The sequence below is a fragment of the Vibrio penaeicida genome (assembly GCF_030689305.1).
Classification (GTDB): domain Bacteria; phylum Pseudomonadota; class Gammaproteobacteria; order Enterobacterales; family Vibrionaceae; genus Vibrio; species Vibrio penaeicida_B.
Map to the genome: position 1 here is coordinate 25,293 of NZ_JAUYVM010000024.1, position 14,436 is coordinate 39,728.

Sequence of the window (14,436 nt, forward strand, 5' to 3'; positions counted from 1 at the left end):
GATTCAGATAAAACAAAAGCCACATTATCTAATGTGGCTTTCAGAATGCAAGAGAAACTGTTTTTTTATACAGTCATTTTGTGTTAATACCGAATCTAGACCGCTATAGAAATTCGATAAACTGGCTTAAATCACGCTCTGGCACTTTCATTGGTGTGCAGCCTGGAGTGCCAACGTAAAGGAAGCCGACGATTTCGTCTTTGCCTTCTAAGCCAAATGCCTCGTGCACCTTCGGGTGGAACATCCAGCTTCCTGAGCGCCAAAACGCTTGGAAACCTTGCGCGACAGCGGCCATTTGCATGGCTTGAACAGCACATCCGGCAGAAAGGTATTGTTCCAGTGCGGGCACTTTTTCGTGCTCGGTGACTTTGGCAATGACGGTAATCACCATAGGAGCACGAAAAGGGGCGTTTTTCAGTTTTTCTATCACCGCTTCTTCACTGTTTTCTGCTTCAGCGGCCGATACCAAAATATCCGCGAGTTTTGCCAACCCTTCACCTTGTGAAATCACAAAGCGCCAAGGAGTTAGCCCAGCATGGTCAGGGGCGCGAAGCCCAGCTTTGATGATATTTTGCAGTGCTTCCCCTTCTGGCGCGGGTGCCGAAAGCTTAGCGATTGAGCGACGATTCAATAAAAGGTCTAACGCTTCCATTTGAAATCCTTATTTCGTTTTTTCCAAATGTAGCACAAACCTACCTAAATTTAGCCCCTGTATTTTAGGGGCTAATTTTGTATTTACAGCGCTACAGCCAGCTTCACACCTTGGCGAATGGCGCGAACGGCATCTAGCTCGCCAGCATGGTCGGCTCCACCAATAATATGGAGTTTGTCGCCAAGCTTGCTCCAATCTGACTCAAATGGTCTTACTGATTCTTGCCCTGCGCAAACTACAACTGTATCGGCATCTAATAGCTTTTCATCACCTTGATGCTCTATGTACAAGCCTTTTCCATTAAGTCGCTGATATTGGACACCACCGATTAAATTTACCCCGCGCTTTTCTAACGTACGCTTGTGGATCCAGCCCGTTGTTTTGCCCGGCCCTTTCCCTACTCGTCCATTTCGACGCTGCAACACCCAAACGGTTTTGTCGCTCACCGAATCGGGGTAAGGGTATAGACCGCCAGGGTGATCAATGTTCTTGTCGATACCCCACTCATGCAGCCAATCATCCAAGTCATGACCATTTGGTTCCGTTAACATGGTGGCGACATCAATCCCGATACCACCTGCGCCAATAATGGCAACTTTCTCGCCTACTGGTGTCTTATCACGGATCAGCGTTTGGTAATCCACCACTTTCTCGGCATTATCAAAGCCCTCAATATTTACTTCACGAGGAGCCACCCCAGAAGCCATCACTACTTCATCGTACCCCTCCAACATGTCAAAGGTGACTTCTGTTTCTAATTTGAGGTTAACGCCCGTGGTATCAATGCGATTGGCAAAGTAGCGGATGGTTTCACGAAACTCTTCTTTGCCTGGGATTTGCATTGCTAAGCGGAATTGACCACCAATACGATCATTGCGTTCATATAAATCCACATCGTGGCCGCGCTCTGAAGCCGTGGTCGCAAATGACAACCCCGCCGGTCCTGCGCCGACAACAGCAATCTTTTTCTTCTTCACTGCTGGCTGAACCACAATTTCCGATTCGTAACACGCTCTAGGGTTAACAAGGCAGCTTGCTCGTTTGCCTTTGAACACGTTATCCAAACACGCTTGATTACAGCCAATACAGGTATTAATAAGGTGGCTTTGCTGTGCTTCGGCTTTATTGACGAAGTCGGGATCGGCCAAGAAAGGGCGCGCCATCGACACCATGTCTGCCTGACCAGAGGCTATGATCTTCTCAGCTTCATCCGGTGTATTGATTCGGTTGCACGTGATAACCGGAACATTAAGGTGCGGCTTCACTTTTTCCGTTACCCAAGCAAAGGCACTGCGTGGAACTTGTGTTGCGATAGTCGGGACTCGTGCTTCATGCCAACCAATACCGGTATTGATGATAGTAACCCCTGCTTTTTCTAGCTCTTTGGCTAGCAAGACAACTTCTTCAAATGTGCTGCCTTCTTCCACCAGATCCAACATGGATAAACGGAATATGATGATGAATTCTTTGCCCACTTTTTCACGGATTGCTTTTACCGTTTCAATAGGAAAACGCATGCGATTTTCATAGGTTCCCCCCCATTCGTCGTAACGCATGTTAGTGCGTTTACAAATGAACTGGTTGATTAAGTACCCTTCCGAACCCATGATTTCGATACCGTCATACCCCGCTTCTTGTGCGAGGGAAGCAGAATTAGCGAATGCGCCAATGGTTTTTCGGATCTGACGCCCACTCATTTCACTGGGTGTGAACTTTGCAATTGGGGCTCTGATTTCTGATGCGCTTTGAGAAAAAGGATGCATGGCGTATCGACCCGCATGCAGTAATTGAAGCGCAATTTTCCCACCGTGTTCATGCACGGCATCGGTGACGACTTTGTGGGCTTGGGCATGTTTACTTTTACTAAACTCTGCACTGAACGGATGTAGCCTTCCCCGTAAATTTGGTGAAAAACCGCCCGTTACTATTAGCCCCACTCCCCCCTTCGCCCGCTCTGCATAAAAAGCAGCAAGTTTGTGTAGACCTTGCTTGTCTTCTTCTAAACCGGTGTGCATGGAACCCATTAATACCCGGTTGCGTAACTGGGTAAAACCCAAGTCCAGCGGCGAAAGCAAATTAGAATACATAGGGAGAGCTCACTTTAATTTTATAGTAATGGTATGACCACTCTAAAAGCCATAAAACAAAAAATCAAACACCTGTTTACATTTTTACAACAACGATCAATCTTCTGTGTTTTTCTTCGCTAAGATCACGTAGGATGGAGCGATTAGCTAAGTACTTGTATTGGAAAGACATGAAAAAGATATTTCGAGTTATAGGTTTGATTTTTAAGTGGATATGGAAAGCGATTTCTTTCCTTCGTGTTGCCATCATCAACCTATTCTTTTTGTTTTCTTTAGCGATCATCTATTTCGTTTACACGCAAGCCGATACCACCGCGCCTGTTGTGCAAGAAAAATCAGCGCTTGTCATGAATTTGTCCGGCCCGATAGTTGAACAAAGCAGCTACGTTGCCCCTATGGATTCTTTCACTGGATCGTTACTCGGCAGTGAACTGCCAAAAGAGAATGTTTTGTTTGATATTGTTGAGGCAATTCGATACGCACAAAACGACGACAACGTGACAGGTTTGGTATTAGCGCTGCGTGAAATGCCAGAAACCAATCTCACCAAACTTCGCTATATTGCTAAAGCGCTAAACGAATTTAAAACCTCCGGCAAACCTGTTTATGCCATTGGTGACTTTTACAACCAGAGCCAGTATTACTTGGCCAGTTACGCCGACAAAGTCTACTTGGCACCAGATGGTGCAGTACTTATGCAAGGCTACGGCGCATACAACCTTTACTACAAAGACATGTTAGAGAAGCTGGATGTTAATACGCATGTGTTCCGAGTTGGAACCTATAAATCTGCGATTGAGCCGTTTACTCGTAACGACATGTCTGACGAAGCCAAAGAGTCGGCGTCTCGCTGGCTGACACAACTTTGGGATGCGTTCATTCATGATGTTGCGTTAAACCGCCAGATTGAAGCCTCTACTCTTGCACCTAGCGAAGCTGACATGTTGAAGCTGCTCAACGAAGCTAAAGGCGATTTAGCACAGCTTTCCAAAAACATTGGCTTAGTTGATGAGCTGGCGACCAGACAACAAGTCAGAAAAGCATTGGTTGAAGAGTTTGGTAGTAATGGCAACGACAGCTTTAATCACATCGGATACTACGAATACCTAGCAACAATGACTCCGAAGTTGAATTTTGCTGCTGACGATGTCGGCGTAATTGTGGCCAGTGGCGCGATTATGGATGGTTTCCAACCTCGCGGAACGGTAGGCGGTGATACGATTGCGTCACTGATGCGCGACGCTAGAATCGACGACAAAATTAAAGCTGTTGTACTTCGAGTGGATAGCCCAGGCGGCAGTGCTTTTGCTTCCGAAGTGATTCGTAACGAAGTACAAGCTTTGCGTGATGCAGGAAAACCCGTCGTTGTGTCTATGTCGAGCTTGGCAGCTTCAGGTGGCTACTGGATTTCGATGAGTGCCGACAAAATCGTTGCACAACCGACAACCCTTACGGGTTCTATTGGCATATTCAGCGTGATTACAACGTTTGAGAAAGGCTTGAACAACCTCGGTATTTATAACGATGGTATCGGCACTTCTCCTTTCTCTGGCATCGGTGTTACACGTGGGCTGACTCCTGCAGCATCGGAAGCGATTCAACTGGGTATTGAGCACGGCTACCGGCGCTTTATTGGTCTCGTTGGCGAAAACCGCGATATGAGTATTTCAGACGTTGATAAAGTCGCCCAAGGGCGTGTTTGGACAGCGAAAGATGCTATGGAATTCGGGTTAGTCGACCAAATGGGCGACTTTGATGATGCCGTTAAGCTGGCTGCTGAATTGGCAGAACTGGATTCATACAACATTTACTGGGTAGAAGAGCCTCTATCTTCAACCGAACAGATCATTCAGGAGTTGATGCAAAATATCTCTGTGAAGTTAGGCATCGATATGAATAGTGTGTTACCTCAATCGCTACAGCCTGTTGCCAGCCAACTTAAGCAAGACCTAAGTGTGATGCAGAGCTTTAACGATCCTAAAGGGCACTATGCATTTTGCTTAAATTGCCAAGTTCAATAGTTCTGACACTTAAACGTTAGCAACAACCTTTTAAATAGACGCTTCGGCGTCTATTTTTTTATGCTGCTAAACTTATCTGTAAACACAACTTATCCATAAACAAACTCAAACTTTGAAACCGTTTAGATAAGCTCGTCTTGTTCAGTGAAGGGGCTTTATTTTTATACCCAAGTGACCTCTAGATGCAGGATTCAGAGCCTCATATTCTGTTTCAGTTCAAGGAAAAGTACGCTGGGAATGATGAGTCCTTTCCAAGATCTTTGACGAAGAAATGGAACAGAATATGGGCTCCCAAGGGCGAGTTTAACTGGCTTTCATACTGCGTTACCGATTCTTGATTTAGAATGACTAGATCTTTAAATCGGTGTCTTGTCTGAAAACCAGTTAACTCTCGCTGAACCTAGCATCTTGAGGTCACTTGGGTATACACTTTTGTTAATTGGAGTGCACTCTTCCAGTATTTCCTTCTGGGGTTTTGAGCAGAATTCGCTATAATCCCGCCATAATTACAACGTGTAACGAATAGAAACATAGCCCTATGCAAAAAAAACACATATACATCGCTTATACTGGCGGCACTATTGGAATGCAAAAATCTGATCAAGGTTACATTCCAGTTGCTGGGTTTATGGAAAAACAACTTCAAAGCATGCCGGAATTTCATCGCTCTGAAATGCCCGATTACACCATTCACGAATATGATCCACTCATCGATTCATCCGATATGACGCCTATGGATTGGCAGCAAATTGCCGATGACATTCGTGACAATTACGACAACTACGATGGTTTCGTTATTCTTCATGGCACCGACACCATGGCTTACACCGCTTCGGCACTTTCGTTTATGCTCGAAAACCTTGGTAAGCCCGTCATCGTTACGGGGTCGCAAATCCCTCTAGCAGAGCTGAGATCCGATGGGCAAGCCAACCTTCTCAATGCATTACACATCGCAGCGAATTACCCGATTAATGAAGTCTCGCTCTTTTTCAATAATCAGTTGATGAGGGGCAATCGCAGTACCAAATCACATGCTGATGGGTTTAACGCGTTTACGTCCCCTAACCTACCAGCTTTACTGGAAGCGGGAATTAACATTCAAGTAAGCAATTACATTGAAGTGGATAAAAAGCCTGCTGGCGATTTTAAAGTGCATAGCATTACACCTCAGCCAATAGGCGTCATTACCATGTACCCTGGCATTTCGCACGAAGTCATCCGAAATACGCTGCGCCAACCTGTGAACGCAATGATTCTTCTTACCTTTGGTGTCGGAAATGCTCCACAAAACCCTGAACTATTGGGTCATCTCAAAGAAGCCTCTGAACGCGGCGTAATTGTCGTGAACCTAACGCAATGTCTCGCTGGCAAGGTAAACATGGGAGGCTATGCTACTGGGTGTGCTTTAGCCGAAGCTGGTGTTATCAGCGGGTACGATATGACGCCAGAGGCAGCACTAGCCAAATTGCACTACTTGTTGAGCCAAAACCTCGGTTATGAGGAAATAAAAAGCCAGATGCAAAAAATTCTGCGTGGTGAAATGAGCCTGTAGAATGATGTATTTCTCACTGCGAGAGATATTACTCATTAGAAAAAACAAGAGAGGAGGCAAATGCCTCCTCTCTTTGTATTTGAAGTTCTTTATCGATGTGCTGTTGATTTATTCTTTATCAATTTTTATTCGAGCGATTTCTTCCTCGCCCTTAGAAAATTCTTTCTTCAGCTCAACTTTGGATTTGAACTCAATTTCACCGCCCGCTGCAACAGACATATGTTGCGCTTCAGTATTGTGCTTGGATTGATACAGCATAACGGCTTGCATACAGGAGTCTCGTTGCTCTTGGTTTAACGGAGTACCATCCGGCCACTTACCCGTTTCTACAGCATAATTTAAGCGCTCGTATACCTCTGGGGTCATTGCTTCAATAAGTTGCTCTACATTCACTTTCTTTCCTAATTTTAAGTAAATAGGTTTTGAATAAGACCATATCCGGCTACTATGCTTAGTCAAGTAATGGACAACAAATTAGAGCATTAGATCACAAGCGGGATGCCAATGATAAAAACTCGACTTCTTATTTGTATCGCTTCTGTAGCAACGCTTTCTGGATGTTTTGAAGCACATCAAAACACGGGCGAATTGTGTGAAGCCAATCCGACACTTCGGTGTGAAAAACTCAACATGCGCGACGGGCAATGTCGCATACCAAGAACAAATCTCATCTGGCACCGATATGACGCGCTGAGAAACAATACCGTAGACAAGATACTGAAAGAATTTGAGATCTTACATGAATATCAACAATGTCTTGAGTTAGCGGCTCAAATACAACCCATAGACCAAAGTGATCTTAAAGAGCGCCGATTCAATGCACTGGTTCATACCTATGATGAACAAAAACGCATATTAAACGACTTAAAATCGTCAACCGATCCTTACGCGTTGTACTTCCGCTGGACGCAAGGTGATGACGACGCCCAACGTGAGTTCTTGCAATTGGAAGGAACGGAGAAACTCAATACTGCCAAACTTCAATATGCGTTAGCTACCTACTACGCAAACCGAGATCGCAATAAAACACTCATTCTTCTTGAAAATGCCTTAACGCTCACCAAAAAAGGTGAGCTGAATAACGAGGTGATTAAATCATTAGCCAGTACTAATCAATCGCTCGGAAATTTGGAATACGCCTATATATGGGCAATGGTAGGCAAAGAATTTGAGCTCCCTATTGCCTCAGATAGAAACCTTAGAAGAATGTATCCATACCCAGAGGAAAAGCTAGATAAGCTAAACGACCTAGCTGATGATGTGGCAGATTCCGTCAAAAGCGGTCTTTACAAACCGTCTTTGATTCCGGAAATAGACACACTTAGAAAATGGTAAATACTCGATATGTGAAATTAATTTTCAAAGGTGATGTGTTATACATCACCTTTTTTAGTATTGTTGAAAATTAACGACACTGAGTTAACGCAAAATCGTTCACCAGTGGTTTTAGGACCATCAGGAAAAACGTGACCCAAATGGCTATCACACGCTGAACAACGGATTTCTACCCTCTTCATTCCGTGACTCAGATCCTCAATATAACGAACTGCAGCCTCGTTAATCGGTGCATCAAAACTTGGCCAGCCACACCCAGAATCGTACTTGTTTTCCGAGTGAAAAAGAGGGGTATGACAACAGGTGCACTGATATTCGCCGCTTTGTTTATTATGAAGTAATTTTCCAGAAAAAGGAGCTTCTGTTCCGTGTGCTCTACAGACACGATATTCTTCGTCAGTTAGTTGTTCTTTCCACTCTTTTTCCGTTTTTTCAACTGGTTGCGCCTTTTGGTTCACGTTTATATTTCTCCATTTTTTTTGTTTTTTATTCATTTTATTAAACAAAGTCTTGCCTAAGACTGGGGTTGTAGCACATACTTCTTAACCGAAATATGACTTGTGCGTCATTTTTGATACACAGATATTGACTGAATACTTCTACGCATGATTGTTGGCGTTAGATCCACCCAGTCATGTGTAAAAAATATACATTTGCAAAGATATGTTAAAAAAAGCATCGCTTTTTTTTGACTTTAGACAAGTTAACCTTGATTATCTGTTGCAGATTTTTACTGGATTCTGTAATTTTACTACCAGTTATCTTTAATCAGAAATTAAGTTGTGGAGCAACTATAATGACTATCAAAGTAGGTATTAACGGTTTTGGCCGTATCGGTCGTTTCGTATTCCGCGCTGCTCAAGAGCGTGCAGACATCGAAGTAGTAGGTATCAATGACCTTATCGACGTAGAGTACATGGCTTACATGCTTAAGTACGACTCAACTCACGGCCGTTTCAACGGTACTGTTGAAGTTGAAGGCGGAAACCTAATCGTTAACGGCAAAACTGTACGTGTAACTGCTGAGCGTAACCCTGAAGATCTTAAGTGGGATGCAATCGGTGTAGACGTAGTTGCTGAAGCAACTGGTCTTTTCCTAACTGACGAGACTGCACGCAAGCACATCACTGCGGGCGCGAAGAAAGTTGTTCTAACTGGTCCTTCTAAAGACGCAACTCCAATGTTCGTTATGGGTGTTAACCAAGACACTTACGCAGGCCAAGACATCGTTTCTAACGCTTCTTGTACTACTAACTGTCTAGCGCCTATCGCTAAAGTTCTAAACGACAACTTCGGTATCGTTTCTGGTCTTATGACTACAGTACACGCAACTACTGCTACTCAGAAGACTGTTGACGGTCCTTCTGCTAAAGACTGGCGTGGTGGTCGTGGTGCTTCTCAGAACATCATCCCATCATCAACTGGTGCTGCTAAAGCTGTAGGCGTTGTTCTTCCAGAACTAAACGGCAAACTAACTGGTATGGCTTTCCGCGTACCAACTGCTAACGTTTCTGTAGTTGACCTAACTGTTAACCTAGAGAAAGGCGCTTCATACGAGCAAATCTGTGCAACTATGAAAGAAGCTTCTGAAGGTCCTCTAAAGGGCGTTCTAGGTTACACTGAAGACCAAGTTGTTTCTCAAGACTTCATTGGCGAAGTTCAAACTTCAGTATTCGATGCTAAAGCTGGTATCGCACTAACTGAAAACTTCGTTAAAGTTGTATCTTGGTACGACAACGAAATCGGTTACTCAAACAAAGTTCTTGACCTAGTTGCTCACATCTCTAAGTAAGCATTAGTAAAAGACTTTCTTTGATGAAAGATTAAAAAAGGCGACCATTGTGTCGCCTTTTTTTTTATCTGCAGATCAACAAAATTAGATTAATACCAATCAAAGTAAGTGTTCATAAATAGCGAAGGAAAAGCGCTTGAGGACAAGGCAAAAAATTTCGATAAGTAGTTATTCTACAATCAAGTTTTTTAACGCAGTTATCGAGTGTTTTAACAAGCTAGAATGAGTGATTACTTACTACGATTGGTATAACAACATCAGGATAAGAAGATGGAACTAAAAACTCTCCCTGCTCTGACCGTACTTTCAGATAACGTCACAATCGTAGAATATGAAGGCCTTAAAATAGTTCGTGTGATGCATGAAAAAGCTACCGCGGGTATTTCCCTTCATGGCGGACACGTTGTTTCTTTCAAACCAACGGGTCAAGAAGACCTTATTTGGATGAGTAAAGAAGCGAATTTTGATGGAAAAGCTGCACTACGTGGTGGTGTACCAGTTTGTTGGCCATGGTTTGGCCGCATTGCCGCACCAGCACATGGTTTTGCACGTACTAGCCAGTGGGAATTGGTTGAACATAGAGAAAATGCCGAAGGTGTTATTGTTAGTCTTGGCTTGAAAACAAGCGACGAAACACTCGCGGTGTGGAACCATCAGTTTGAAGCCATTTTGAATGTAGAAATCTCGAACGATCTTACTATTACGTTGGATGTGAAAAACACAGATACATCTGAATGGACATTCTCCGGTGCTCTTCATACTTACCTCAATGTTGGCAACATCCACGAGGCAGAAACAACAGGAATGGGGTCAGAATTCATTGACGGGCTAAACGGCAATCAAGTGACTCAAGGTGGTAGCACACTGACACTCACTGAAAGTATTGATCGTGTGTACACTCAGCCTGAAGGACAAATTAAAGTCGCTGACGCATCCCTAAATCGCTCATTAGTTGTTGAAAATAAAGGTCACAATTCCGCCGTACTTTGGAATCCATGGAAAGACGGAGCGGAAGGTATGGGAGACATGCAAGACGATGGTTATCTAACTATGCTTTGTGTGGAATCAACTCTTCATGCCCCTACTATTGAGGAAGGGAAGACATTACAGCCAGGTGAAAGTCATCAGCTTGTTACCAAGCTCTCTTACAAAGCTTAAACGTTAACAGACCTTTCAAAGCCATTGTTGTGCACTGAAGCTCGCGTTTAAGTTCGGCGAGAAAATTCCAACTGGTCACAATTCAATTGGCATATTTTCAAGCGGCTAACTCATTAGCCGCTGTTTACATCTTTTTACACATTCAACTCCTAAATAACTTACTCTATTAGTATTTGTTAATCTTTAGTTCGCATCATTACTGATATGATTCAAAATAACCTTTCTGGAGACAATTCAGAGTTCAGGTTACTAGTCACAAATCGTCACAGTCCAGTCAATGAGATTGAAATAAAATTGGCACAATACCCAAGGAGAGGAAATGTATCTAATGGATCCTACTAATCAATACAGCTTAATGCTTGTTGAAGATGATATGGAACTGGCTGAGCTGATCTGTGATTATTTAAAAGGTCATGAGTTCGACGTAACACACGTGAGCAACGGAATAGATGCAGCACAACGAATTGTGGCAGAGCAACCTGATATTGTCATATTGGATGTCATGCTTCCCGGGCAATCGGGTATGGACGTTTGCCGACAAGTGAGAACCGACTACCTTGGCATGATTTTGATGCAAACCGCGCTTGATGACGACATTGATCAAATGATGGGGTTGGAGTTGGGTGCCGATGATTACATTGTAAAGCAAGTACAACCAAGGCTTTTACTTTCGCGCGTTCGCGCATTACTTCGAAGAAATAAACGCACCAACACGCCCGCAGATACTCAAACAGTACTGACGTTTGGCGCGTTAAAGATTGACTTGCAAAAACGACAAGTTTCTATAAACAACAATGAAATCCAGTTAACCACGGCCGAATTCGAGCTTTTACATCTTCTTGCCCAAAACCCCGGAAAAGTCGTATCTCGAGACGACATTGTCCAGCAGATAAGGGGTTATGAATACGATGGTCTGGATCGGTCAATCGATCGAAGGATTTCTCGTCTAAGAAGAACACTCTTAGACGATCCTAACCAACCTCAAATCATTAAAACTGTTCGCGGTAAGGGCTATCAGCTCTGCGCAGATAAGCGCTAACGGAGCTTCTATGATTAAGGCATTTTCTGTTCTTTGGCTGGTAATTCTTATCCCGATTGCATTATTTTTCAGCCCGTTCTCTGCGAACCCACTCAACCATATCAGTAATATCTTAACAAAAGACTTTTATGAAAATATTTACGGTCCGACGCTCTATACCCTTCAAGACGACTTAGACGCAATCCCGTCGGAAAACTGGTCGCAATACATAAAAGAGCTGCAACCGCATTTTGGTGTGGACTTAAAGATTGTTGAGATCGCGGACTTCCCATTAAACGACGCCGATTTATTATCAAGCCTAAAAGCAGGGGAAATTGTTTACCAGATTTCCGATCCTCCCGCGTTACTCATGCGAATTCATCAAAGTGAACAAGCCATTTATTTTGCTACAGATTTAGCCAGTAACGATTATGGAAGGATGCAAGCTAAGGGGCCGATGTATATTTTGACGCGAGAAATCAAGAAAACGCCCAAAGATCAGCGCGAAGTCGAACTGGAAAAGATTACCCAACAAATGCCCGTGTACGCGACCATTGAGCCTTTGGATTCACTCGAACTCTCGGAAGAAAATGTAAGCCTGCTTTTATCCGGTGAAATCACTTCTGAACTGAGTGAAGAAGGAGGGCTTGTTTTGTTCGCTCAAATTGAAGGTAGCGATATTTTACGCGTAATGGACAGCCAATCGAGCACTATCCAAATTCAGTTCATGGGCGCGATCATCATGGGTATCATGCTCTGTATTGCCGCCGTTATTGTGCTTTGGGCTATCCCCCTTTGGCGCGATTTAAAACGATTAGTAGCAACAACGAATCAATACGGTAAAGGCGATCTTCAAGCACGCGCAAAAACATCCAGAATGTCAGTGGTAGCGCAGTTAAGCACATCGTTTAATAACATGGCTGATAGCGTGGAGAAATTGATATTAGGGCATCGTGAGCTAACGAACGCGATTGCACACGATTTAAGAACCCCTCTTTACCGCCTGCGCTTTGCTTTTGAAATGCTCAATGGTGACATCACCAAGGAACAAAGGGAAAAGTACAACAACGTCGTTGAAAAGAGTATTGATGACCTCGATCATCTCATCAATCAAACATTAATTCTTTCACGTTATTCTCGCCGTGTTCCTAATGCGAAACAAATCGTTCCATGCGTACTTGAACCTATATTGCGCGCTGAAATTCATCACTTTCAATTGGAACACGCCGATCTTCATATCGAATTCAATTGCTCATCCTTACTTCAGGAAGAAGAAATCATGGTCGATCAAAGAGCCATGGTCCGCGCAATGAACAACTTACTTTCGAATGCCGCTAGATTTGCGAAAAGCACCATTGTTGTCACCTTTGAACGCCACCCAAAAACTTGGCAGCTCACCATTGAAGATGACGGCATTGGTATCCCTCAGGAGTTATGGGAATCAATATTTGACCCATTTACACAGGTAGACAATGAAGAAAGAGACACCACAACAGGTCATGGGCTGGGTTTAGCCATTGTTAAACAAATTGCCATTTGGCATGAAGGTGACGTACTGATTTCGCAGTCCTCTCTTGGTGGAGCCAAGTTCATCCTATCTTGGAACGCAAAACCAGAAGAGGATCAACAGGGAAGCCGAGCGAAAGTTGTCACAAACGGTCACAGTTAGTCTTTATTTTGGCATGGAGTAGCGATCAATTATTGAACACAATAGCTACTCAATCTCAACATTTAAAAAGGTACAGGGATGAAATATTTACACAAAACGGTTGGTATCACTTGCTTAATGATGAGCACTCCTCTAATCGCAAACTCAGAAATTGCGGAGCAAGAAACACCATTTGATCCAGGCTGGCAATTTGTTTTATCAGCAAACGTTGGAGTTGGAACCGAGCAATCCCAACTGAATACTCACGATGACAACAAAACAACTGACTCGTTACAAAGCAGCGGAAAATCAACGTCTGGATTTGGAGCCTTCCCTTTTGTCCGAGTGGAGTACACATTAGATAGTGGCTATACGCAGTTTTACTTAGGTCAAAGTGAAGATCAGGTAACTAACGAACAGTTTCAAGCGGAAATTGGGGTGAACCACTACCTGAATGGCGTGGGCTTAATTAACGCTGCGTACTTCCCGAAAATTCCTGGAGTCAATGAAGTTTGGGAAGATGCCTATTTGATTGGATCTGCCCGTAAAACAACAAATTCTAATGCTCAAGGTGGACGAATCGCCTATTCACCCGAAACCACTTTGCCTTTAACGTTCCGCTACGCTTTTGTTAAGTACGACGTAGAAAACGACAAATCTGGTAAAGGGCAAAATTTGTCAGCTGAAAATATGAAAAAGCTGGAAAGAAACAGCCTATACCAAAGAGTGGCTGTTGAAACAGTTTTCCCTTTAACCGACAACATGGCACTTTTGCCTGCTCTGAACTACACCGTTCGTGATGCCGATGGCAAAGCTCACAGCTTCAAAGAGTTTGGCGGTGATTTAGGCCTGCAGTATTCGTTAGGGAAGCACAGCTTTATTGTTCACGCTGGTATCGCACAACGTGGATTTGATGCTGAAAATCCTGTGTTTAACAAAAAACAAGACACCTCAATAACCAACCTGTTCGCACTTTATTCCTATGCGCAACCATTTGGTTGGGAAAGAGCAAGTATTAGCGTCATTGGTGGTATTGGTAATGAAGATTCAGACATCAATTTCCATGACACTAAATCCAATTACATTTCAGCAGGTGTTAACTACTTCTTTTAAAATGATTACCACATACCCAAGTAGCGCATCGTTTCTTGGGTATCGCTCACTTAATTCGAT

The 14,436-nt window shown here is 43.6% G+C and carries 12 protein-coding genes; 8 read left to right on the forward strand and 4 right to left on the reverse strand.

Features of this window, described 5'->3' with window-relative positions:
- Positions 1-103 precede the first annotated feature (103 nt).
- Both Q8W40_RS25210 and Q8W40_RS25215 read right to left on the reverse strand, forming a co-directional pair.
- Complete coding sequence (locus tag Q8W40_RS25210) at positions 104-652, reverse strand: NAD(P)H nitroreductase (protein ID WP_101112629.1); 549 nt, start codon at positions 650-652, stop codon at positions 104-106.
- A gap of 83 nt (positions 653-735) precedes the next feature.
- Positions 736-2,739: an NADPH-dependent 2,4-dienoyl-CoA reductase gene (locus Q8W40_RS25215; protein WP_305401210.1), complete on the reverse strand. Its 2,004-nt coding sequence runs from the start codon at positions 2,737-2,739 to the stop codon at positions 736-738.
- 170 nt (positions 2,740-2,909) lie between these two features.
- Here Q8W40_RS25215 and sppA point away from each other — a divergent pair, with 170 nt between their 5' ends.
- Positions 2,910-4,760 carry a signal peptide peptidase SppA gene (gene sppA / locus Q8W40_RS25220; RefSeq protein WP_305401211.1) on the forward strand — a complete coding sequence of 617 codons (1,851 nt, stop codon included), beginning with the start codon at positions 2,910-2,912 and terminating at the stop codon, positions 4,758-4,760.
- Between the two features lie 538 nt (positions 4,761-5,298).
- Positions 5,299-6,312, forward strand: a complete 1,014-nt coding sequence (gene ansA, locus Q8W40_RS25225; protein WP_305401212.1) for an asparaginase — start codon at positions 5,299-5,301, stop codon at positions 6,310-6,312.
- 108 nt (positions 6,313-6,420) lie between these two features.
- Here the strand turns inward: ansA and Q8W40_RS25230 are convergent, their stop codons facing one another.
- Positions 6,421-6,705 carry a YeaC family protein gene (locus tag Q8W40_RS25230; protein WP_101112632.1) on the reverse strand — a complete coding sequence of 95 codons (285 nt, stop codon included), beginning with the start codon at positions 6,703-6,705 and terminating at the stop codon, positions 6,421-6,423.
- A 111-nt stretch (positions 6,706-6,816) separates the two neighbouring features.
- Here Q8W40_RS25230 and Q8W40_RS25235 point away from each other — a divergent pair, with 111 nt between their 5' ends.
- The gene (locus Q8W40_RS25235; RefSeq protein ID WP_305401214.1) at positions 6,817-7,647 is read left to right on the forward strand and encodes a DUF2989 domain-containing protein; all 831 of its coding nucleotides are present in this window, start codon (positions 6,817-6,819) and stop codon (positions 7,645-7,647) included.
- A gap of 38 nt (positions 7,648-7,685) precedes the next feature.
- Here Q8W40_RS25235 and msrB read toward each other — a convergent pair whose 3' ends face one another.
- Complete coding sequence (gene msrB / locus Q8W40_RS25240; RefSeq protein ID WP_101112634.1) at positions 7,686-8,141, reverse strand: peptide-methionine (R)-S-oxide reductase MsrB; 456 nt, start codon at positions 8,139-8,141, stop codon at positions 7,686-7,688.
- Between the two features lie 302 nt (positions 8,142-8,443).
- Between msrB and gap the strand changes: the two genes are divergently transcribed.
- The 5 genes from gap (at position 8,444) to Q8W40_RS25265 (ending at position 14,376) form a co-directional block, all read left to right on the forward strand.
- Positions 8,444-9,439 (forward strand): type I glyceraldehyde-3-phosphate dehydrogenase, encoded by a 996-nt coding sequence (gene gap / locus Q8W40_RS25245; protein ID WP_101112635.1) that lies wholly within the window; start codon positions 8,444-8,446, stop codon positions 9,437-9,439.
- 270 nt (positions 9,440-9,709) lie between these two features.
- Positions 9,710-10,597 (forward strand): D-hexose-6-phosphate mutarotase, encoded by an 888-nt coding sequence (locus Q8W40_RS25250; protein ID WP_305401216.1) that lies wholly within the window; start codon positions 9,710-9,712, stop codon positions 10,595-10,597.
- Positions 10,598-10,925: 328 nt separating this feature from the next.
- The gene (locus Q8W40_RS25255; protein WP_305401259.1) at positions 10,926-11,636 is read left to right on the forward strand and encodes a response regulator transcription factor; all 711 of its coding nucleotides are present in this window, start codon (positions 10,926-10,928) and stop codon (positions 11,634-11,636) included.
- Positions 11,637-11,646: 10 nt separating this feature from the next.
- Complete coding sequence (locus Q8W40_RS25260) at positions 11,647-13,284, forward strand: ATP-binding protein (protein ID WP_305401218.1); 1,638 nt, start codon at positions 11,647-11,649, stop codon at positions 13,282-13,284.
- Positions 13,285-13,362: 78 nt separating this feature from the next.
- Entirely contained in the window at positions 13,363-14,376 is a 1,014-nt protein-coding gene (locus Q8W40_RS25265; RefSeq protein WP_305401219.1) for a DUF2860 family protein, read from the forward strand.
- Positions 14,377-14,436: the final 60 nt, after the last annotated feature.